We start from the raw sequence: 21,646 nt of genomic DNA, 5'->3' as shown, positions 1-21,646 counted from the left end.
CCCTTCACGACAACAAAGGAAGAACCCATGCATCCAGTCGACCTGGCGCCCAAATACGTCCGCGCGATCGCGCCTTACCAGCCGGGCAAACCGGTGTCCGAGCTTGCCCGCGAGATGGGACTTCGTGAAGACACCATCGTCAAGCTCGCGTCCAACGAGAACCCGCTGGGCCTGCCGGCGTCGGCCCGCGCGGCCATCGAGCGGGCGCTGTCCGAGCTGGCCCGCTACCCGGACGGCAACGGTTTCGAGCTCAAGGCCGCGCTGTGCCGCCACTTCGGCGTGAACGCGGACCAGGTCGTGCTCGGTAACGGCTCGAACGACGTGCTCGAACTCATTGCGCGCGCCTTCCTGCAACCGGGCGACGAGGTGGTGTTCTCGCAGTACGCCTTCGCGGTCTACCCGCTGGTCGCGCAGGCGACCGGCGCCAAGGGTGTCGCGGTGCCGGCCAGCGCGTGGGGGCACGACCTCGCCGCGATGCTCGCCGCGATCAACGACCGGACGCGCGTAGTGTTTGTCGCCAACCCGAACAACCCGACCGGCACGCTGCTCGCGCCGGATGCGCTTGCGCGCTTCATCGCCGCGGTGCCCGAGTCGGTGCTGGTGGTGCTCGACGAGGCATACACCGAGTATCTGGCGCCCGAGCAGCGCTTCGACAGCGTCGGCGCGCTCGCGCAATACCCGAACCTGATCGTGTCGCGCACCTTCTCCAAGGCGTACGGTCTGGCCGGCCTGCGCGTGGGCTTCGCCTTCGCCCACCCCGAGGTCGCCGACCTGATCAACCGCGTGCGCCAGCCCTTCAACGTGAACAGCCTCGCGCAGGCGGCGGCGGTCGCCGTCCTGGACGACGCCGACTACTTGGCGCGTTCGGTCGAGGTCAACAGCGCGGGCATGCGCGTGCTGACCGCGGCGTTTGATCGGCTCGGCCTCGAATACATCCCGTCCAGCGCCAACTTCGTGACCTTCCGTGCGCCAAACGCGGCGGCGCTTAACGCCCGCCTGCTCGCCGAGGGCGTGATTGTGCGTCCGCTCGCGCCTTACGGCATGGGTGACTGGCTGCGCGTAAGCATCGGCCTGCCGGCCGAAAACGCGCGCTTCGTCGAGGTGCTGGGCGCGGCACTGGCCGGCGCGTAGGGCGGTCCGCGATGATCGTCGTAATGAAGCCGGGGGCGAGCGAGGCCGAGCTTGCCGCGCTGATCGAGCGCATCCGGGCGTCCGGCCTGCGTGAACATGTGTCGCGCGGCACCGAGCGCGTGCTGGTCGGCGCCATCGGCGACGAGCGGGTGCTCGACGTGGCGCTGATCGAGCGTCTGCCCGGCGTCGAGCGCGCGCTGCGCATCGTCAAGCCTTACCGGTTGGTCTCGCGCGAACTGGTGGGGCAGAGCAGCGTCGTGCAGGTCGGCGGCGTGCCCATCGGCGGCGAGGCGTGGCAGCTGATCGTCGGGCCGACCAGTGTCGCCACCCCCGGTGCGGCCGAGGAGGTCGCGGCAAGCCTTGCGTCGTGTGGCGCACGCCTGATGCACGGCGGCGTCTACGGGCCGGCGCTGTTTGGCGGCCCGTACGAGGCGCAAGGGGCGGGCGTGGCCGGGCTCGAGCAGCTGCTCGCGGCGGCCCGTGCGCACGCGCTGCCGGCCATCGCCGAGCTGACCGACGTGCGGCTCTTGGAAACCTTCCTCGAATACGGCGTCGACGCGCTGTTGATCGGCGCGCGCAATATGCAGAACTTCGAACTCTTGAAGGAAGTCGGCCGCGTCAACAAACCGGTGATCCTCAAGCGTGCGCTGTCGGCGACGGTCGGTGAATGGCTGATGGCTGCCGAGTACGTTGCGGCCGGCGGCAACCACCGTATCGTGCTGTGCGAGCGCGGCGTGCGCGGTTTCGACGACGCGACCCCCGCGCTGTTTGACGCAGGCGCGATCGCCTGGCTCAAGCGCGAGAGCCACCTGCCGGTGATCGCCGACCCCGGCCGCGCCGTCGGTCGCGCCGACCTGGTGCAGCCGGTGGCGCTCGCCGCGCTCGCCGCCGGGGCGGACGGCCTGATGGTCGACGTCGGCGCCGAGGCGCACGCGCTCGATGCGGCGTCGCTACAACAACTTGGCGCGCAGATGCGCGCGTTCGCGCCCGCGCTCGGGCGTACCTTTGCTTAAGGAGGCCTTATGTCCGCGGATTTCACGCTGAATTTCAGGCAGCTCGAACGCTACCGTTTCTCCAACCTGTTCGGCGGCACCGTACCCGAACTCTTTACCGACGAGCCGCCGCCCTTGGGTGAAGACAGCGGCCCGTCGCCGTCGCAGCTCTTGGTCGCGGCGACCGCCAATTGCCTGGCGGCGAGCCTGCTGTTCGCGTTCGGCAAGTTCAAGCAGGACGTCGCGCCCTTGTCCGGCGAGGCGAGCTGCGTGATCGGCCGCAACGAAGAGCGGCGGCTGCGCGTCGAGTCCATCGCCGTCACCTTGCAACTGGGGCGGCCGGCCGCGACGCTGACCCACGTCGAGCGGGTGCTGTCGACCTTCGAGGACTACTGCACGGTCACGCAAAGCGTCCGCCAGGGCATCCGCGTCGAAGTGACGGTGCTCGACGCCGATGGTACGCGGTTGAAATGATTGTTGCCGTTGTTTGCCATTTTTATGGCATGTAATTTTTCAATATAAGAAAAACTGGCAATTTAGTTTGATTACTGGGAGGGGCTTTGGTATTTGCTGCATGGGCGAGCCGGTAAAATGGCTGCATCGCACAAAATGCAAATGCCATGCCCAGCCCTCGCCAAGCCCCCTTGTTCCTGGTGCTCGCCCTCCTGATGTGGTCGAGCAATTTCATCATCGGCCGCGCGCTCGCCGGCGCCATCGGCCCGTTCACGCTGGCCTGCCTGCGCTGGCTGATTGCCTTCGCCGTACTCGCGCCGTTCGCGTGGCGGCCGCTCAAGGCGGCGTGGCCCGTGATCCGTGGCGCGTGGCCCTTGGTGATGCTGCTCGCCGCCAGCGGCATCGCGCTGACCAATACCTTGCTCTACCTTGCGCTCAAGTCGAGCAGCGCGCTCAATGCGGTGGTGATCAATAGCGCGACGCCGGTGCTGGTGCTGTTGTTCGGCGCCCTCGTCTCGCGCAGCCGCATCGGCGCCGGGCAGTGGCTGGGCATGGTGCTTGCGCTGGCAGGCGCGCTCATGATCGTCGTGCGTGGCGATGCGGGCCGGCTTGCGCTCATGTCGTTCGGCGGCGGCGACTACCTGGTGCTCGCCGCCGGCGCGTGCTGGGCGTGCTATACGGTGTCGCTGCGCTACCTGCCATCCGGCATCCCCGCCAACGCGCTGATGCTGCTGTTGTTTGCCGTCGGCGGCGCTTCGCTCGCGCCCTTCATGCTGGCCGAGTTTGCGCGCGGCGACGCGGTCACGGCGATGGCCGCGCCGCAATGGCTCTCGCTCGCCTACCTGGGTGTCTTTCCGTCGGTGCTCGCCTTCATTCTCTACAACCGTGCGATCGCGGTGATGGGCAGCGCGCGTGCCGCGCCGTGGCTCTACCTGATGCCGGCTTTTGGCGTACTGATGTCGGTGCTGCTGCTGGGCGAGGCGGTGCACGCCTATCACGTGGCCGGCCTCGCCGCCATCTTCGCGGGCATCGCCTGCGGTAACGGGCTGTCGGAAGGGGGGCTGGCGCGCCTCGTGCCCGTGCGCAAAATCGTCCGTTGACTTAAAATGTCTCTTTGAAACCGGGCGACCCTGTGTCGCCCTTTTGTCTTGGAGTCACCATGGAAAGCGTCCGTCTGTCCAAACGTCTGGCCGAGCTCGGCCTGTGTTCGCGCCGAGAGGCCGACAGCTATATCGAGCAGGGCTGGGTCAAGGTCGACGGCAAGGTCGCCATCCTCGGGCAGAAAGTCGACGAGCACGCGCAGATCGAACTTGACGCGCGTGCGCGCCAGGCGCAGTCGCGCCGCGTGACCATCCTGATCAACAAGCCTGTCGGCTACGTGTCCGGCCAGGCCGAAGACGGCTACCAGCCCGCGCAGGTACTGGTCACCCCCGACAACCACTGGAAGGGCGACAAGAGCGGCATCCGCTTTTCGCGCGATCACCTCAAGGGGCTGGCGCCGGCCGGCCGCCTCGACATCGACTCGGTCGGCCTCTTGGTACTCACCCAGGACGGGGTGGTCGCCAAGCAGCTGATCGGCGAGCGATCCGACGTCGACAAGGAATACCTGGTGCGGGTGACCGGCCGCCTGTCGGCCGAGGGGCTCGCCCGCCTGAACCACGGCCTTGAGCTCGACGGCAAGAAGCTGTTACCGGCCAAGGTGAGCTGGCAGAATGAAGACCAGCTGCGCTTCGTGCTGCGCGAAGGCAAGAAGCGGCAGATCCGCCGCATGTGCGAACTGGTCGGGCTGCGGGTGGTCGGCCTCAAGCGCGTGCGCATCGGCAAGGTGATGCTGGGTGACCTGCCGGTCGGCAAGTGGCGCTATCTTGCGCCGGGCGAACAATTCTGAAAGCGGGGCGGTCATGTCTGTCTGGCAAGCATTCAAATCCATGCTCGGTCTTGGCGGCGACGAAGGTTCGGTCGACGCGTCGGTCAAGGCGCTGATCCATGTGGCCGAGCCCAAGCTCGAGCTGTTGCCCGGCGCCGTGCAGGCGCTTCGCGAAGGCGTGCGCCGCACGCTGGCCTACGCGGACGAGTTGGGCGAGCGCGAGCACTCGCCGCTTGATTTGACGCCCGCCGGCTACGGCGCGGACGCGCGCATCGGGCTGATGTTCGCGTCCCCCGAGGTGCTGCTGGCGACGCTGGAGGGCAGCGACGCGCTGCGCGACTACTTCCTGAGCGCGAGCAACCCCGACGAGGCGTACGCGCTCCTGGTGATGCAGTGCCACCGCTCGCAACGCTTCGGGCAGGCGATACGGAATGGTCAACTGGTCGACGACGTTGCGCAGACCGTGGTCAGCTTCGGCGCACACCGGCTGGTCGACGTGTGCGCCGACGAGGTTTCGCTGCGCCATCAGGTCGCACAGCGGGCATTCCGTTCGGTCGCGGCGGTCGCGGCGCGCAGGATCGCGCTCTTGAATGCGCAGCAGCAGGCGCTCGGCACCGAGAAGATGCAGGTCGAGCTCAGGCTGGCGACGCTGGGCGGGTCGGCGACGGTGGTCGACGCCTTGCCCGCCGCCGACGGACTGCCGGTGGATGCCGCCTCGCTCAAGCGCCGGCTTGCCGAAATCAACGAAGCGCTCGCCGAGCTTGCGCCGATCGGCACGCTGGAAGGGAAGCTCGCGCAGGTGCGCAAGGTGTGCAGCGCGCCGCAGGACTTTGTTTCGGTCAGGACTGAATCGCTGTTTCTCGACCGCATGGGGGTGCTGCGCTCGCCCGGCGAAGGCGAGGAGGGGATTCCGCTCAATATCGAGACCGTCGCGCTGGGCAAACTGCAGCCGATCGAGCGGGTGATCGTCCCGGTCAGGGTAACCCGGCAGGCGCTGGCCGCCTGGCGCGACCGCCTGGCCTGATCAGACGTCGACGCGGATCAGCGGCACGCGCATCTCGGCTGTGCTTACCCCACCGTGCGAGCCGTCCAGGTGCAGCCAGCGTTCGCCGGGCAGCGTGTCGCGCAGCGTATGTCCCGGCTTCATCAGCAAGGTCACGTCGCCGACGCGCGGCAAGAGTTCCGGGTGGTAGGGCGGCGGGCCGAACGCGCCCCGTTCGACCAATGACGGGCTCGTCTCGACCCAGGCGACCTCTCCCAGTATTTCCCTCGCCAGTGCTGCAAAGCGTCCGGCCTCCCCCTGCTTGACATGGCAAAAGCGTACCCGTCCCTCGCCCGAAAGCGGCCGCTCCAGCAGCGCCTGCAGCGCCACAGGTAGCGCTTCCCACGCAACGCGTTTGTCGCGCGGCGTCGCCGCGAAACCGTGGTCGGCGGTGATGAGCAGGGTCAGCGGCCGGCGTCTGGGTTGGCGGCAAAACGCCTCGATGCGCTCGTCAAGCTCGGTGAAGCTGCGGCTGACCGACCAGTCGTCAGGGCCGGCGGCGTGCATCTCGTGATCCAGTCGTGAGGTATACGCGTACACGAAGGCGGGCGTGCGCGAGGCAAGTGCCTGGCCCAGCGCGGAAAACAGCGCCGGCCAGTCACGGTAGGGTACGCGCATGGTGCGCCCGGCGTGGTGGCGGCTGAATGGCGTCGGCACCAGGTGCTGCGGCAGCACGCAGACGGCAGGGCGCGCCACGCGGTCGAACCAGCTGGGCGTCTTGTAGAGGGCGGCGGCCAGCGCGGCGTGGGTGGGTGCCGCAGCCTCGCTGTGCCGGCAGCCCAGGGTCAGCGGGTGGACGATGGCGCGGTGGGCGGGGCTGTACATTTCCCAGCCGGTCAGCCCGTGGTGCGAGGGCGGGGTCGCCGTCTGTAGGCTGGTCAATGCGCTGGCGGTGGTCGACGGGAAAACAGAGCTGAGCGTCGAGCGCTGGTGCGCGCGCAGGAAGGAGGCCGGTCCATGCCTGGCCAGTTGCGCGTCGCCCAGGCCGTCGACCAGCAGCAGGGCAATGTCGCGCCCTTCCGTCGCAAGCGGCCCGAGCAGGCCGGGGTGGAGCGGGGTGCCCGCGACATCCGCGCCCAGCGCGCGTGCAAGGCTGACGCTGAGGTTGACGAGGCTGCCGCCCTGGTAGTCGGGCCAGCAGAGGGTTTCCTGGTCTGGGCTTGCGTCGGGCATGGCGTGGCGTCCGGCATTGGCTACGCCAATTATGCCAGCATTGTCTGCTGCAGACGCAAAAACCGCCGGGCAGGCCGGCGGTTTTGGTTCTCGGTTCAGCGTTTAGCGGTTGAAGTCGCGGCGGTTGCCGTTGCCCCAGCTTTCGCCGCGCGGCTTGCCGTAGCCACCTTCGCGACGGTTGCCCCAGTTGTCGTCGCGGCGCTGGCCCTGGGTGTCACGGCGGTTGCCCCAGTTGTCGTCACGGCGCGGTGCCTGGCCCTCGTTGCGGTTGCCCCAGTTGCCTTCGCGGCGCTGGCCCTGACCCTGGCCTTCGCGGCGTTCCTGGCTGAAACCGCCTTCGCGCGGCTGGCCGCCGTCACGCTGGCCGTAGCCGCCCTCACGCGGCTTGCTGCCGTAGCCGCCACCGCCCGGACGTCGGTCGCCCCAGCTGCCGCCCTTGTTGCCGTAACCCGGCTTGCGCTGGTTGTGGCGCTTCGGGCCGCCCTTGGGCGGGCGACGGGTCGGTTCCATGCCTTCGATCACGCCTTCGGTGATCTGGCGCTTCAGGTACTGCTCGATGCGGCGGACCTTGTGGAATTCCTTGGACTCGACCAGCGTGATCGCCGTGCCGTCGCGACCTGCGCGGCCGGTACGGCCGATGCGGTGCACGTAGTCTTCCGCCTGCTTGGGCAGGTCGTAGTTGATCACGTGGGTGATGGTCGGCACGTCGATGCCGCGCGCGGCGACGTCGGTCGCCACCAGGATCTTGATGCGGCCGCGGCGCAGGTCGTTCAGCGTGCGGTTACGCCAGCTTTGCGGCATGTCGCCGTGCAGGCAGGCCGCCTGGTGGCCCTGTTCGCACAGCTTGTCGGCCAGCTCTTCGGAGCCAATCTTGGTCGCGGTGAATACCACCATCTGGTCGAAACCGGCTTCCTTCAGGATGTGGTCGAACAGGCGCTCCTTGTGGCGCATGTCGTCGCAGTACAGCAGGTGTTCTTCGATGGTGCCGGCCGATTCCTGGCGGGCGATCTCGATGCGCTGCGGGTCGCGGGTCAGGCGGCGTGCCAGCTGGCCGACGGTGCCGTCGAGCGTGGCCGAGAACAGCACGGTCTGGCGGGTTTCCGGCGTGGCGGCGACGATGGTCTCGATGTCGTCGATGAAGCCCATGTCGAGCATGCGGTCCGCTTCGTCGAGCACCAGCATTTCGAGGCGCGAGAAGTCGACGCGGCCCGAGCGCATATGGTCCATCAGGCGGCCCGGGGTGGCGACCATCAGGTCGACCGGACGGCTGATCGCGCGGATCTGGAAGCCGAACGGTGCGCCGCCGACCAGGCACACGGTACGCAGCCAGCGCAGGTGCTTGCCGTACTCGAGGGCGTTCTTCTCGACCTGCTGCGCGAGCTCGCGGGTCGGGGTCAGCACCAGTACGCGCGGGCCAATGCTCTTGACGTCCGAGCGCTTGGCCATCTTGGTCAGCGCCGGCAGCAGGAAGGCCGCGGTCTTGCCCGAGCCGGTCTGCGCGGAAACCAGCAGATCCTTGCCGGCCAGCGCGGCCGGGATGGCTTCTGCCTGGACGGAGGTCGGCTCTTCGTAGCCTGCTTCTTCAAGTGCGGTGAGGATGGAGGGCTCGAGGCCGAGTTCGGAGAACTTCATGATGTCCTTTCTTGCCGGGGTGCCGGCGTTTGCCTGGTAGGCGTGTTTTAGCCCGTTTGGCCAAAAATCATCGGCACCAACCTGGCAAGCGGCGATAAACGGCCCGCCCGTGCGGTCGGGTCGCGGCAAGATCGAAGCCTCGAAGATAGGTCAGGGACGATGAGGGTGACGCCAGAGGCCGCACTCGCTGGGCGGCCGGCGTTGACGTGAGGGGCGCACAATACGCGAAAAAACCGGACCGGGCAAGGATTTCCGCAAATTAACGCCGCTAAGTATTTGATTTTTGCGGGAGGATGCGGCGTTTTTTACAAAATTCCGCGCAAAAAACCGGACGGCGCGGGCCGTCCGGTTTGCGCTGGGGCTTTGGCGGGGCTTACGCCTTGCCTTCGGCGCGCAGCACTTTCAGTTCGCGCACGAAGGCGCGCATCTCGTCCGGCGTGCCCAGCGACAGGCGGTTCCAGCCGTCGGTGTGGTCGAACGGGCGACCGACCATCACGTGGCGGGCCTTCATCGCGGCGCGGTAGTCGGCGCTGGTCGAGTTGACGCGGTGGAAGATGAAGTTCGCGTGCGAGGGCAGGTAGGCGAGCTTGAGTTCCTTGAGCGCGTCGGTGACGATGCGGCGCGACTCGGCAGTTGCGGCCAGGCTTTGCTTGATGAACGGAGTGTCGTCCAGCGAAGCGCTGGCGGCGACGGCGCCGGCGAGGTTGGTGTTGTCGATGCTCGCCCAGGTGTCGAGCTTGCCGACGATCTCGGGTGCGGCGTAGCCGTAACCCACGCGCAGACCGGCCAGCGCGTAGATCTTGGAGAAGGTGCGCGCGACGACCAGGTTAGTGCGGCCGGCTTTCACCAGGCGCTCGGCCGAAGCGTAGCGCGGGTCGGTCACGTACTCGTGGTAGGCCTCGTCGACGATGAAGAACACGTTGGCGGGTGCGCTGTTGATCCACGCCTCGATTTCGGCCGCCGGCAGGATGGTCGCAGTCGGGTTGTTCGGGTTGCACAGGTAGACGACGCTCTGGCCCTTGAACGACTCGGTTGCCTTCTTCATCGCGGCCAGGTCGATTTGCAGCGTGTCCGGCTTCAGGCGCACCTTGGTGATCTTGGTGCCCATCGGCTCGGCGTAGAGTTCGGCGTAGTTGAAGGTCGGATCGGGCACGACCAGTTGGGTGCCCTTGCCGCAGAAGGCGTGAATCGCCATCTGGATCACTTCGCTCGAGCCGTTGCCGATCACCACGTGTTTGTCGGTAAGGCCGGCGCGGGCCGCGACCTTGCCGACCAGATCGGCGCGCGCGTCGTCCGGGTAGCGGAACACCTTGGGCAGTTCGCTGACGACGGCGGCCTGCGCCTTGGGCGACATCCCCAGCGAGTTCTCGTTGAAGTTCAGCAACAGCGGAGTCTTGGCGGACGGAACGACCGGTGCGGCAGCGGGCGCGGCGGCCGGCGCGGCAAACGCGGTACGGCTGGCCAGCGGAGCGAGCCCCAGTGCGCCAATCAGCATGCCGGAAGATTTCAGTAGCGTGCGGCGATCCATGTTTTTGTCCTCATCCTTTGGTTGGTGATATTTCGAGGACATTTTGTATTCAATAGTATTTAGTTTCTTTGATGGAAATCAATCTGGGATAGCGCGTGAAACCATTTAAAGCCGTCGGCGGTGCTGCGGTACTCGGCGCCGCTGTAAAAAGGGTAGGGCAGTTGCGCGATCAGCGGCCACAGTTTGCCAAAAGGGAAATCTCCGCTGCCGGGCGCGCCGCGTGCCGGGGTGTCGGCAAACTGCAGGTGGCCGATGCGCGGCCAGTAGGCGGCCAGGTCGGCCAGCACGTCCTCGCCCATGCGCGCCATATGGTAGACGTCGTACTGCCACCACAGGTTGGCGTGGCCGACCCTCTCCTGTACCGCCAGCATTGCAGCGGTGCTGTCGATAAGAAAACCCGGCATGTCGTAGCGGTTGATCGCCTCGAAGGTGCAGCGTGCGCCGGCATCCGCCAGGCGGGCGGCGGCAAGCGCGAGGTTGTCGCACAGCGTATCCATCGCGTGCCTGGGGTCGACGCCCGCGGGCAGGCGTCCGGCCAGCACGTTGACGGCGGGTACGGTCAGCGTCTCGGTCCAGCGGCAGGCAGTGTCCAGTGCGTCGGCAAACTCGCGGATGCGAGCGGGGTGGGCGGCGAGGCCTGCGCCGCCTGCCATCAGGTCGCCTGCCGGTACGTTGATCAGCGCAAGCGGCAGGCGGTGCGTGTCGCGCAGGCGGCGGATTTCGGCGAGCCCCGCCTCGTACGGGAACTGGATCTCGACGGCGGCGAAGCCCGCCCCAGCCGCTTGCGCCCAGCGTTCGGCCAGCGGGAGCGACGTCATCAGGGTGGACAGGTTGGCGCTCAGTTTCAACATTGGCCGGCCCTCGCTCCCAGCACCAGCGTCGAGAGGTCGGCGTCGGCGTGGCCGGCTGCCGCGTGTGCCGCGATCAGCGCGCGGGCGTGCGTGGCCAGCGGCAACAACGGCGTGCCCTCGGCAGCAGCCAGCGCGTTGTCCAGGTCCTTGAGCAGGGTCGACACTTTCCACTGCACGGGCTCGAAGCTGTCCGCGCTCATGCGCGGCGCGAGGATCTGCAGCGGCAGCGAATCGGCGAAACCGCCGGCGAGTGCCGGCGCGAGCGCGCGCGCGTCGACGCCGCCTTGCTCGGCCAGCGCGACCGCCTCGGCGATCAGTACCGCGTTGCTGGCGACGATCAACTGGTTGCACAGCTTGGTGAGTTGCCCCGAGCCGGTGTTGCCCATGCGGGTGAGGCGGCGGCTGAACGCGGCGGCGCACGGCCGCAACCGCTCGATGTCGGCCTCGTCGCCCCCGGCGAATACCACCAGTTCGCCGCGCTCGGCGCCGCCGGTGCCACCGGATACCGGCGCGTCGATCCAGCGCGCGCCGCAGCTATCGAAGAGGCGCGCCGCCATCTTGCGCGTGGCGGCCGGCGAGATGCTCGAGCAGTCGACGAAGAGGCTGCCTGCGCGCATGCGCTCGGCGGCGCCGTTTTCCCCGAACAGCACCGCGTCGACCGCCTGCGTGTCGCTGACACAGCAGAACACGATGTCGGCGCCCTGCGCGGCGTCCGCGGCCGTGGCGGCCAGCGTGCTGTTCGCGGGCAATTGCAGCGAGGGCAAGACGCTGCGGTTCCACAGCGACAGCGGGTAACCTGCGTCGGCGAGGCGGCGGCTCATGCGGCTGCCCATCAGCCCCAGTCCGAGAAAAGCGATCCTCATGGCGTGCTCCATATATATTGGGTATGCAGATTTCGTGGGGAATCTGCCGAACGGCAATGCTTTTGGCAAGTTTTGCCTTCAGGGTTATGCCCGCGCGCGCCTTTCGCTAGAATGCGCGCTTTTTCTTCGAGCGAGGATCCGCGATGTCAATGCCGTACGCAGCGCAGCGTTATGCCGCCACCCGCCCGTGGGCCAAGCGCGCCGGGCAGATATTCAGCCAGACCCTGAAGGTGGAGGATGCCAGCGCAAGCTTGGCCGAGGCGGTGCGCCGCGAACTGGAGCGTGCGGCGCAGGTATTCGCCGTCAGCGAAGAGACCTGCCGCAACGAAGGCCTGCTCGCGCTCGCCTACGGCTGTTTCGTACGTGGCGGCCGCGTGATCGCGCACCTGGACGGCGCGCTCGCCGCAGCGCTCGCAGCCACGCGTCTGCCGACCCAGTTGCCGGACACCTTGAGGTTGCCGGCCGAGTCGTGCTTCTTGCACGTCGACGGGCTGGGCGGTGCCTTTCTCTACCACGACAGCCGCGACGCCGCACTCGACCTGGTGCTGGTCGGCGCTGAGCTCGGCGACGACAGTACGGCGTGGCTGGAAGAGGCCGAGCCGGTAGTCGCCTTGCGGGTCGGCTACCCGGGTGAACTTGCGGCGCAACTCAGTGAGGTGCCCGAAGCTTGGCAGCCGCTTCTGAACGCCGTGATCGGCGCGATCGCGGTGCTGACCCAGCCCAAGGCCGAGCTCGCCCGCGAATGGGAAGCGGTGGCGCCGGCCGAACTGGTCGCCGCCACGCAAGACGGCGCGACGCCCAAGGCCCGGCAGAAGGCGCGCAGCGCCTTGCTGACCCAGGGCTACGTCGAAGTCACCCATTGCCGTTACCCCGAGCTGGCCGCAGGCGTGGCGTACGGCACGCAGGGCTACTGGCGGCGCCAGCAGTTCGGCGAGGACAAGGCAAACTCTCGCCTCGTTTGGGTGCAGCCGCGCTGAGCGTCTCGCGGCTGACGTACCTTGGCGCGCCGCGTACAATCAACCTTTTTTATAGATTCCTCGCTGCGAACCCAAGACGATGATGTGGCTGTCCTTGTTCGCGCTGTCTGCTTTCGGGGCAGGCGCGTTCTGGTGTTACCGGCGCGGCATGGCGCCGCGCGACGTGCTCGCGTGGCTGCGTGCACGCGCGTTCGGCTTTATCGACGACGCCGACGCGCCGCTCGGCGTCGTGCCGGACGACTTCTCGCCCAGGTTGGCAGAGAAGCCGGCTGCATCCGTCCTTCCCGTGCAGGGTGCACCGGTACGCCCGCCGCGGCGCAGCCTGGCTTTGGGCGAGGAGCCGGTAGCCGCCGGGCGTGCAAAGCCCGAGCCTGAGCCTGTGCTGGTGCCGCCTCCCCGTGTTGCCGCGCCGAAGCAGACGTTGCCGCGGGCGGAGCTGATCACCAGCATTCCGCGCCACCTCGTGAAGAAGCGCGCCGAGGCGCAGGCCCCGGCAAGCGCTACGGCAGCCTTGCCGGAAATCAGCCTGAACGACGTGCAGCGCAACCTCGAAGCCGAAAGCCGTCGCCGCCTGCGGCGCGAGACGGGGCAGGTGTCGCCCGAGCCGGCCTTGCCGACCATTGCCCCCGAGGCCGTGCGCGAGACGGTGCGCCAGTTGCACCCGAAACCGGTGGTGTCCGAGGCTGCCAAGGCCGAATTGCCGCTGTTGAAGGTCGAATTGCCCAAGCGGCACAAGCCGGTCGTGCCGCCGTCGGCGGTGCCGTCGTTCCGGCCTGCCGCCGACGTCGTCTTCGTCCCGACCAAGCCCCAGGCGCCCCGTCCCGCCCCGCAAGCGCCGGCCGTACCCGCGCCGCGCGAGGAAGAGGGGTGGGTGATGCCGCCACAAATGCAAGCCGCGCCGCAACCGGCCTCTTTCCATCCGGTGCCGTCGCCGTCCCCCATGCCGTCTGCCGCTCCGTTCCGGCCGGCGTCCGAGGTGGTGTTTGTCGCTCCTGCTCCTGCTCCTGCTCCGGCGCCCGCGCCCGCGCTACAGCCACGTACCGAGCCTGCCGTCGCAGATGCCGCCGCCCCCGCCCAGCCAGCGCCTGCCGCGGTCTGTCCGCCTTCCGGGGCTGTTGCGCCTGCCGTGACGTGTCCGCCGGCTTCGGCCGCTGCTGCCATCGAGCGCGGCGACCTGGTCTGGCATCTGCTGGACGACGGGGTGTCTGCGCAGGGTGGTGAACCGGATGCGGGCGTCGACGAAGCGGTGCAGGCGACTGGCGAAGTCGAAGCGGACGCGCCGACGGTGGCTTTGGCGTCTGTCGTGCAGCCGGTGGCTGCCCCAGCCCCAATCCCAGCCCCTGGCCTCGTTTGGCAGGTGGTCGACGACACACCGGAGCCGCCCGCGCCTGCAGACCAGGCCGCGCCCGCGTCCGGCCTGGTCTGGCAAGTGGTCGATAGTGCGCCTTCTGTGGCGCCCGTGCGCGCAAGTTGGCACGAATTGCCTGCGCTCGGTTTGTTGCGGCCGGCCGAAACCAAGGCGACGGTGTGCGACCAGGATGCGCTGATCGAGCGCGGCATCGTGATCGAGGAGAAGCTCGCCGAATTCAAGGTGAAGGTCGCCGTGGTCGACGCGTACGCGGGGCCGGTGATCACCCGTTACGAGGTCGAGCCGGCGGTCGGCGTGCGCGGCAACCAGGTGGTCAACCTGATGAAGGACTTGTCGCGCGCGCTGGGGCTCGCGTCGATCCGCGTGGTCGAGACCATTCCCGGCAAGACCTGCATGGGCCTCGAACTGCCCAACCCGACCCGGCAGATGATCCGCCTCTCAGAGATTGTCGCGTCCGACGCGTTCCAGGGTTCGCGCTCGCGCCTGACGCTGTGCCTCGGGCACGACATCACCGGCGAGCCGGTGGTGACCGACCTGGCCAAGGCGCCGCACCTCTTGGTGGCCGGCACCACCGGCTCGGGCAAGTCGGTCGGCGTCAACGCGATGATCGTGTCGATGCTGTACAAGGCGACGCCCGACGAGGTGCGCTTCATCATGATCGACCCGAAGATGCTCGAATTGTCGGTGTACAACGACATCCCGCACCTGCTGGCGCCGGTGGTCACCGACATGAAGCTTGCCGCCAACGCGCTCAACTGGTGTGTCGGCGAGATGGAGAAGCGCTACCGGCTGATGAGCGCGCTGGGCGTGCGCAACCTTGCCGGTTACAACCAGAAGGTGCGCGAGGCGGCCGCGGCCGGCCACAAGCTGACCAACCCGTTCACGGTGACGCCGGACGATCCGGAGCCGCTCGAGCACATGCCCTTCATCGTGGTGGTGGTCGACGAATTCGCCGACCTGATGATGGTCGCCGGCAAGAAGATCGAGGAATTGATCGCGCGTCTGGCGCAGAAGGCGCGCGCGGCCGGCATCCACCTGATCCTTGCCACCCAGCGCCCGTCCGTCGACGTGATTACCGGCCTGATCAAGGCGAACATCCCGACCAGGATCGCGTTCCAGGTGTCGAGCAAGGTCGACAGCCGCACCATCCTCGACCAGATGGGCGCGGAGAGCCTGCTGGGGCAGGGCGACATGCTGTTCCTGCCGCCGGGCACGGGCTACCCGCAGCGGGTGCACGGCGCGTTTGTTACCGACGACGAGGTGCACGCCATCGTCGAGCACCTGAAGTCGCAGGGCGAGCCCTGTTACGTGGAGGGGCTGCTGACCGGCGAGGCGGTGGCCGACGACGAGCAGCAGGCGGCGACGCGCAAGGAGGGCGCGGAGTCGGACCCGCTGTACGACGAGGCGGTCGAGATCGTGCTGCGCACGCGCAAGGCGTCGATCTCGTCGGTGCAGCGCCATTTGCGCATCGGCTACAACCGGGCGGCGCGGCTGATCGAGGAGATGGAAGCCTCCGGCATCGTCTCGGCGATGGAGAGCAACGGCAACCGCACAGTGCTGGTGCCTTCGCGCGATTGAGCACGCCAAGAGCACGTAAAAAAGCGCGGCTGTTAGCCGCGCTTTTTGTTTGGGAGAAGCTGGGGTTCAGCGACGCCGGCGTGGCGAGGCTTCGTGGCGCACGCGGATTGGAACCAGTTTCGGTTGCGGGGTCAGCGCCCCCTGTAGTGCCCGTTCAAGCGCTCTTGCCAGTTGCCGGATCCATTGCTTCATCGCTCGTACTCCCTGTCGGCGTTTTCCGGCTGCAGCCGGAGGGTTTGGTTCGGTTTATATGGGGACGGCGCGCCGGGCGTCAAGCCCTGCTCAGGTGTGGCGACCGATCCGGTGGCGCACGGGCAACGCGGTGGCGCGCGGCGGGGTCGGACGGGCGTGCGGGCGGGCTGGGTTGGGGGTCGGTACGATGCTTGCGGCCTGGCCAAAGGGTAACAGGGTCGGGATTTTCGACTTCATGGCGGACTCCATCGAACAAACAGGGCGGCGCGGAGGCGCCGCCCTTACGTGATGGCATAGCAGGCGGGTGGCTGCAAGGCTCAGTGCGAAGTGCCCTGCCAGGAGAAGACCGGCAGCCCCAGCTGCCAGCGCAGCGCAACCATGCGCAGCACGACGCCGACGAAGAAGCTGGTGAAGATGCCGACTTCCTGCGGCACGCCCAGCTTGACCATCAGGATGAAGGCGAAGGCGACCACCAGCGACACGCTGGCGTACAGCTCTTGGCGGAACACCACCGGCACCCGGTTGCACAGCACGTCGCGCATCACGCCGCCGGCGATGCCGGTGATCATGCCGGCCATCACCACCACCGGCGTTGCGTAGCCCATGCCCAGCGCGACGTCGCAGCCGATCACGGTGAAGGCGACCAGGCCTAACGCGTCGAGGAACAAGAAGAGCGGGGTGAGCCGCTGGATGTGGCGGGCCAGCGGAATGGCGACAAGGCCTGCGCCGAGCACCAGATAGATGTATTCAGGGTGTTGCGTCCAGCCGATCGGGAAGCGGCCGAGCACGATGTCGCGCACGGTGCCGCCGCCCAGCGCGGTCAGGAAGGCAATTACGGCGACGCCGAAGATGTCCATGTTGCGGCGGCCGGCAGCCAGCGCGCCGGTCATTGCCTCGGCGGTAATCGCAATCAGGTAAATGAGGGTCAGCATGCGCGCACCCCCGGCAGGAAGTGGCAGGAAAACGACAAGAGAGCGACATCCACGCTGGACATAGCGAGGCCTTTCTGCGGTAGTGCCGCGTATGTGCCTCTCCCCTTGTCCTTTTACCTGAGAGTTTACGGCACAAGGCCGGCTGCCCCTTCGGTGGGCCGCGTCGCGGCCGCTCTCCAATCGGCGTATCGAAATGCCCGCAGTCTGTTTGCCTGAGCGATCATGGGAGTTTGCGCCTTCGGCGGGCCTGGCGGCCGCTCTCCTGCAGGGGAGCGCGGATGTTAAGCGGCGCGCGCGCTTGAGTCAACCAGCGGTGTTTGCGTTCCGGTAATTTGGATAGCACATGGGATTTATTATGACCGTTCCATGTTAAAGTGGCCTTTTGTCTGGCGAGGCAGGGCCCGCCACGCCTTGGAGGCTCGATGTTGGGAAGTCAGGTTGCCGCAGAGTCGGCACTGTTTGGCGCCTTGCGTGCGTATCAGGAAACTTGCTGGATCAACCCCTCGCGCGTCGCCGCCGCCGAGGCGCTACCGGACGTACCGCTGGACGCGGCCGCGCTCGAGGCCGCCCGTGCGCGGCTGGCGCGCCATGCGCCCGCGCTGGCCCGCCTGTTCGGGCAGGACGAAGGCGACGGGGTGATCGAGTCGCCGCTGGTGCGCCTGCCCAGGTTGCAGGCGGCGATGGGCGCGGGGCAGGGCGCGTTGTGGATGAAGCTCGACAGCCATCTGCCGCTGGCGGGCTCGGTCAAGGCGCGCGGCGGCTTTTACGAAGTGCTCGCGCACGCCGAGGCGCTGGCGTTGGCGCATGGTCTGCCGGTGGGCGGTGCGCTAGCGCTGGACGCGCCCGAATGCCGCGCGCTGTTCGCCCGGCACAAGGTGGCCGTTGGTTCGACCGGCAATCTCGGCTTCGCGATCGGCACGCTCGCCGCCAGGCTCGGCTTTGCCGCGACCGTGCACATGTCGGCCGACGCGCGCGAGTGGAAGAAGGCGCGCCTGCGCGCGTCCGGCGTCAACGTGGTCGAACACGCCGGCGATTACGGCGCGGCGGTCGCGGCTGGTCGCGCCGACGCGGCGGCCGATATCGGCTGCCATTTCGTCGACGATGAGAATTCGCTGGCGCTGTTTACTGGCTACGCGCTCGCCGGCGCCGAAGTCGCCCGCCAGCTCATGCAGGCCGGCGAGGCGATCGGCACGGATCGGCCGCTGGTCGTCTACCTGCCGTGCGGGGTGGGCGGCGCGCCCGGCGGCATCGCCTACGGGCTCAAGCTGGCCTTTGGCGACGCGGTGCGCTGTTACTTTGCCGAGCCGACCCATTCTCCGGCGATGCTGTTCGGGCTCGCCAGCGGGCTGTTCGAAAATGCCTCGGTGTACGACCTGGGGCTCGACAACGCGACACGCGCGGACGGGCTCGCCGTCGCCCGCCCGTCGGCACTGGTCTCGCGCGCGCTTGCCCGGCTGGTCGACGGCTGCTACACGGTCGACGACGGCGTACTCTACCGCTTGCAGGCGGCGCTGGCCGAGAGCGAGGGTCTGCGGCTCGAGCCTTCCGCGCTCGCCGGCGTGCCGGGCCTGTTGCGGGTGGACGACGCGCTGCCGGCCGACACCCTGCACTTGGCGTGGGCGACCGGCGGCGCGCAGGTGCCCGAAGAGGTGATGGCGGCCGACCTCGCCGAAGGCGTGCGCCAGCTGTCGCTGGGTGCGCCCTTGTGGCACGCGTAAGGTAGTCACAAAAAGAAGCCGCGCGATCGCGCGGCTTCTTTTTTGGAGCGACAGCTTTGCTGGTCGGCTCTAGAACAGCTGGCGCCAGCCCAGCGTCAGCGCCTGGCTCGTGCGCTCGCTGTCCGCTTCGAGCGCGTAGTCCAGCGTCAATGCCCCCTTGGCCAGCGGCCGCGCCAGGCCCAGCTCCAGCGTGCCGCGCAGGCGCTGGGTATCGGCCTGTTGCGCGTAGCTGAAGCCGGCAAAGCGCTGGTTCAGTTCGAGGCTGTCGCCGTGCAGCCGGGCACGAGCGCCCAGCGCAGCGCGCGGCTGCCAGGCGTGCGCCGCGTCCTGCCACACCAGCCGCGCGCCGGCGTCCAGCGACGCGGCGCGTACTTTTTCGATTTCGCTATCGGCCCACTGCGCGGCAGGGTTGTCCCAGCCCAGCCGGTAGCCGTCCTGGCGGTGCCACAACTGGTCGAGCGAGCCTTCGAGGGTGAGGGTGCTGCCCAGCGGGCGCGACAGCATGCCGTACAGCCACACGCTATGCGCGCTCGTGTCGGCATTGGCGCGGGCGGCCAGTTCGCGGTCGTGGCGCTGCACGTCGATGTCCGCGTACTGGTAGCGTGCACCGGCACGCAGCGTGGTGTCGTTTGGCAGCGTCCTGAGTGCATGCACGCCGACGCCGAAACGGTCGGCCGTATTGCGGCTGCCCTGCATATAGGCATCGCTGCGCTGGAAGCGGTCGTTCTCGACCGAGAAATCCACCCCCCAGCTGCCCTTGCCCAGCGCGCGGTTGAAGCCGAACAGCGCGCCCGAAGTGTTGGCGCGCCAGCCGCCGTCTTCGTCGCCGCGCACATGGCGGTAGAGCGGGGTGACGAAGCTGCTGTTGCCTGCCGCGATGGCCGCATTCAGCGGACGCATTAGCGCGCGAGTGCTGTCCGTCGCATAGCTGGCGGCCAGCGCGTCGGTGCGGGTGCCCCGGGCGCCTTCGGCCAGCGAGAGCGTCATTTCGGCGGTATCCCAACTGTTGCCCGCGATCGACGCGGCCAGCATGCGGTGCGCGGACTCGACGCTGGCGATGCTGCCGGAAGCGGTGGCGCTGCCATCAGCCGAAATATGGTCGACCAGCTTGAACTGCTGCTGGCCGCCAAAGCCTGCGCCCGGGCTGAGGATCAGCTTGGTGGCAGCAAAATTGAGCGTGCCGCCGTCTTCCACCCGGAACGCGCGCAATTGTTCGTCGGCGGCAGGCGCGCCGACGCCCAGGTGGTAGCGGGTGATGTCCAGTTGCCCGCCGCTTAGCAAAACCTCATGCGCGGTGTTGTTGCCACCGCTGGCGGCTACCTCGATGCGGCCGCTGGCGTTAAGCGTATGCGTGCCGCCACCCTCGATGTAAATGCCGTAGGCGTTGGCGTCGCGGCCAGCTTGCGCCTGGGCGTTAACCATGAGGAAGCCATGCTGCTCGATTGTACTGTTGGTGCCTTTAACCATAATGCCGTAGGCGTTGCCTTTGGCGGAGTTGGAGTCACCGTCCAGTTTGCTGCCGCCGCTGGCGCTCACCTCCAGCGTGCCCAAGTTGGTGATACGGCTGCCGTCGCCATCGGCGTACAAGCCGTACGCGTAGGAGTACGCGTAGGCGCTGGCGGGGCTAGAAGGCGTCTGCTTTCCGCCTTGTGCGCTGACCCGGATCAGCCCTTCATTGCTAAGCGTGTTGCCATTGCCCCTGGTTTCCATTCCGTAGGCGGAAGCCATATTGTGGCCATCCAGGCTGCCGCCTTGTGCCATCGCGTCGATTTGTCCGCGGTTGCCGAGGGTATTGTTGTCGCCCATGGCGGCCAAGGCGCTGGCGCGGGCATTGCCTAGGCCGGACGTGCCGCCGAGGTGTCCGCCCTGCGCGCGCGCCGCAATGGAGCCATCGTTGCTGATTTCGTTGTCATGGCCGCTAGCGGCGAGGGCCCAGGCGTCCGCCGTGCCGCTGGTGGCCTGCGCCGCAACGGTGAGCCGGCCCAGGTTGGCGAGCCGCCCGTCCTGCAGGATGGAGTTGTTCCAGTCCTCGGGATCTGCGGCCAGCATGCCCGCCGCCCGCGCGGACCGGCCGCCGCTGGCGCTGACGTTGAGCTGGCCGCGGTTGGTCAGGGTGGACGCCGTGGCGACCGGAGTGGCGGACAAATCCATGCCGATAGCCATGGATGTGCCGGCTGTTGTCGTGGCCGTCGCGCGGATGTCGAGCCCGCCGCTGTTGTCGATTAGTCTATCCACGCCGCCGAATGCCACCAGTCCATCAGCCACGGCGGTGCCGCCTTGCGCACGGGCGATGATCTGGCCGCTGTTTCGCATGTCTTGCGCGCTATGTGCTGCTGCAGTCATGGCGGACTGATCTCCATCGGCCACGACCTCGATCAGGCCGTTGTTGTCAAAGGTGGCGTTTTCCAGTATTGCGCCGTGTGCATAGGCCTCCTGGCCGCTGGCGTGCACGCGCAGCGTGCCGTGGTTGGTTAGTCCGCTGCCGCCGGCAAGCATGGCCCCGTAGGCGGCGGCCAGCCCGCCGCTGCGGGCGGTGATCTGCAGTGAGCCCTGGTTGACGAAACTCGCGCCGTTGGCAGGGGTGTAAACGCCGATTACGCTGGCGTCTTCGGTGTCGCCGACGACCGTCAGCGAAAGCTGGCCGCGGTTGCCGCTGCTGCCGGCTAGGCCCAGCAGGAGGAGTTCGCTGCCGTCTGCCGGTGCGTCCAGCTCGAAAACATGGGTACCGTCCTGCCACTGCCCGTCGCCGAGGACGGGGAGCAGCGGCACGTAGGGGTCAAACGGGTTGGCGTATGCCGGGCTGCCGATCAGCGCGAGAGAGCAGGCGAGCAGGGTGAGGCGGGGTAAGGTGGAGGCCATTGCGATTACCGCCAATAAATAAAGACAGCAACCAGTCTCTGTTGTTTATGCTTAATAGGTTTTGATTTTAGTCAATTGATGTAAATGTCGTTAATTGGATGGGCGTGGAGCGTTGTGTCTGCTAAAGGCGGAATGGGTGGAGGTTGCCGGTATCGAGGGGCAGGCGTGGCGGCGCCGATACTGAGGTGCTGGCAGGGGCTGTGTGCAGCTTGGTGTCTTGGGGGGGGGGCTGTTGGGCGAGCGGGAAATAAAAAAGACGCCTCGCAAGGCGTCTTTTTTGAATCGGGTGGTGGAGGGAGAAGGATTCGAACCTTCGAAGGCAGAGCCGTCAGATTTACAGTCTGATCCCTTTGACCGCTCGGGAATCCCTCCACTCGAGGAGGCGAATAATGCCCGTTCAGGCCGTGTACGTCAAGTTTTTTTACTATTGATTATCAAATTTGCCGGTTTTGCACCGAGGGTATGCGTGTCAGGTGCCTGCCTAAACGT

17 protein-coding genes, 1 tRNA gene and 2 riboswitches are annotated in these 21,646 nt (G+C 67.6%); of the genes, 9 read left to right on the top strand and 9 right to left on the bottom strand.

Annotation, left to right across the window (positions count from 1 at the left end; translation table 11 throughout):
• The first annotated feature begins 27 nt into the window (after positions 1-27).
• From hisC to GZH52_RS13185, 6 genes are all read left to right on the top strand, one after another.
• Positions 28-1,131 (top strand): histidinol-phosphate transaminase, encoded by a 1,104-nt coding sequence (hisC, locus tag GZH52_RS13210; protein ID WP_163316988.1) that lies wholly within the window; start codon positions 28-30, stop codon positions 1,129-1,131.
• 11 nt (positions 1,132-1,142) lie between these two features.
• Positions 1,143-2,144 (top strand): 3-deoxy-7-phosphoheptulonate synthase, encoded by a 1,002-nt coding sequence (locus GZH52_RS13205; protein ID WP_163316986.1) that lies wholly within the window; start codon positions 1,143-1,145, stop codon positions 2,142-2,144.
• A 9-nt stretch (positions 2,145-2,153) separates the two neighbouring features.
• Entirely contained in the window at positions 2,154-2,597 is a 444-nt protein-coding gene (locus tag GZH52_RS13200) for an OsmC family protein (protein ID WP_163316984.1), read from the top strand.
• A 146-nt stretch (positions 2,598-2,743) separates the two neighbouring features.
• Complete coding sequence (locus GZH52_RS13195; RefSeq protein ID WP_163316982.1) at positions 2,744-3,676, top strand: DMT family transporter; 933 nt, start codon at positions 2,744-2,746, stop codon at positions 3,674-3,676.
• A 59-nt stretch (positions 3,677-3,735) separates the two neighbouring features.
• A complete protein-coding gene (locus GZH52_RS13190; protein WP_163316980.1) occupies positions 3,736-4,464 on the top strand; it encodes a pseudouridine synthase in 729 nt (242 codons plus the stop codon).
• 40 nt (positions 4,465-4,504) lie between these two features.
• Entirely contained in the window at positions 4,505-5,467 is a 963-nt protein-coding gene (locus tag GZH52_RS13185) for a hypothetical protein (RefSeq protein WP_163316978.1), read from the top strand.
• Here GZH52_RS13185 and GZH52_RS13180 read toward each other — a convergent pair whose 3' ends face one another.
• The 5 genes from GZH52_RS13180 to GZH52_RS13160 all read right to left on the bottom strand — a co-directional run bounded on the left by GZH52_RS13180 (position 5,468) and on the right by GZH52_RS13160 (position 11,532).
• The gene (locus GZH52_RS13180; RefSeq protein WP_163316976.1) at positions 5,468-6,658 is read right to left on the bottom strand and encodes an alkaline phosphatase family protein; all 1,191 of its coding nucleotides are present in this window, start codon (positions 6,656-6,658) and stop codon (positions 5,468-5,470) included.
• Positions 6,659-6,760: 102 nt separating this feature from the next.
• Positions 6,761-8,290: a DEAD/DEAH box helicase gene (locus GZH52_RS13175; protein WP_163316974.1), complete on the bottom strand. Its 1,530-nt coding sequence runs from the start codon at positions 8,288-8,290 to the stop codon at positions 6,761-6,763.
• Between the two features lie 373 nt (positions 8,291-8,663).
• On the bottom strand, positions 8,664-9,818 hold the full coding sequence (locus GZH52_RS13170) for a pyridoxal phosphate-dependent aminotransferase (protein ID WP_163316972.1): 1,155 nt from the start codon (positions 9,816-9,818) through the stop codon (positions 8,664-8,666).
• A 59-nt stretch (positions 9,819-9,877) separates the two neighbouring features.
• Positions 9,878-10,669, bottom strand: coding sequence for a hydroxypyruvate isomerase family protein (locus GZH52_RS13165; RefSeq protein ID WP_163316970.1), 792 nt, complete (start codon positions 10,667-10,669; stop codon positions 9,878-9,880).
• A complete protein-coding gene (locus tag GZH52_RS13160) occupies positions 10,663-11,532 on the bottom strand; it encodes an NAD(P)-dependent oxidoreductase (RefSeq protein ID WP_203525756.1) in 870 nt (289 codons plus the stop codon). Before GZH52_RS13160 ends, GZH52_RS13165 begins: the two co-directional genes overlap by 7 nt.
• A 143-nt stretch (positions 11,533-11,675) precedes the next feature.
• Between GZH52_RS13160 and GZH52_RS13155 the strand changes: the two genes are divergently transcribed.
• Complete coding sequence (locus tag GZH52_RS13155; RefSeq protein WP_163316966.1) at positions 11,676-12,509, top strand: AcrVA2 family anti-CRISPR protein; 834 nt, start codon at positions 11,676-11,678, stop codon at positions 12,507-12,509.
• A gap of 79 nt (positions 12,510-12,588) precedes the next feature.
• Positions 12,589-15,456, top strand: a complete 2,868-nt coding sequence (locus GZH52_RS13150) for a DNA translocase FtsK (RefSeq protein ID WP_163316964.1) — start codon at positions 12,589-12,591, stop codon at positions 15,454-15,456.
• A 282-nt stretch (positions 15,457-15,738) separates the two neighbouring features.
• Here GZH52_RS13150 and GZH52_RS13145 read toward each other — a convergent pair whose 3' ends face one another.
• Together GZH52_RS13145 and GZH52_RS13140 are read right to left on the bottom strand one after the other, a co-directional pair.
• Positions 15,739-15,885, bottom strand: a complete 147-nt coding sequence (locus GZH52_RS13145; RefSeq protein WP_163316962.1) for a hypothetical protein — start codon at positions 15,883-15,885, stop codon at positions 15,739-15,741.
• Positions 15,886-15,965: 80 nt separating this feature from the next.
• Complete coding sequence (locus GZH52_RS13140; protein WP_163316960.1) at positions 15,966-16,580, bottom strand: trimeric intracellular cation channel family protein; 615 nt, start codon at positions 16,578-16,580, stop codon at positions 15,966-15,968.
• Positions 16,581-16,676: 96 nt separating this feature from the next.
• A riboswitch (glycine riboswitch) is annotated at positions 16,677-16,769 on the bottom strand.
• A 1-nt stretch (position 16,770) separates the two neighbouring features.
• Positions 16,771-16,855: riboswitch (glycine riboswitch) on the bottom strand.
• A gap of 147 nt (positions 16,856-17,002) precedes the next feature.
• Between GZH52_RS13140 and dsdA the strand changes: the two genes are divergently transcribed.
• Positions 17,003-18,298: a D-serine ammonia-lyase gene (dsdA, locus tag GZH52_RS13135; protein WP_163316958.1), complete on the top strand. Its 1,296-nt coding sequence runs from the start codon at positions 17,003-17,005 to the stop codon at positions 18,296-18,298.
• Positions 18,299-18,367: 69 nt separating this feature from the next.
• Here dsdA and GZH52_RS13130 read toward each other — a convergent pair whose 3' ends face one another.
• Together GZH52_RS13130 and GZH52_RS13125 are read right to left on the bottom strand one after the other, a co-directional pair.
• Positions 18,368-21,157: an autotransporter outer membrane beta-barrel domain-containing protein gene (locus GZH52_RS13130; protein WP_163316957.1), complete on the bottom strand. Its 2,790-nt coding sequence runs from the start codon at positions 21,155-21,157 to the stop codon at positions 18,368-18,370.
• A gap of 287 nt (positions 21,158-21,444) precedes the next feature.
• Positions 21,445-21,529 (bottom strand) — tRNA-Tyr (locus GZH52_RS13125).
• Between the last annotated feature and the right edge of the window lie 117 nt (positions 21,530-21,646).

Origin of the sequence: Crenobacter caeni, from assembly GCF_010435965.1 — a bacterium.
In the GTDB taxonomy this organism is placed as follows: domain Bacteria; phylum Pseudomonadota; class Gammaproteobacteria; order Burkholderiales; family Chromobacteriaceae; genus Craterilacuibacter; species Craterilacuibacter caeni.
This window is presented reverse-complemented; position numbering and strand designations above follow the sequence as displayed.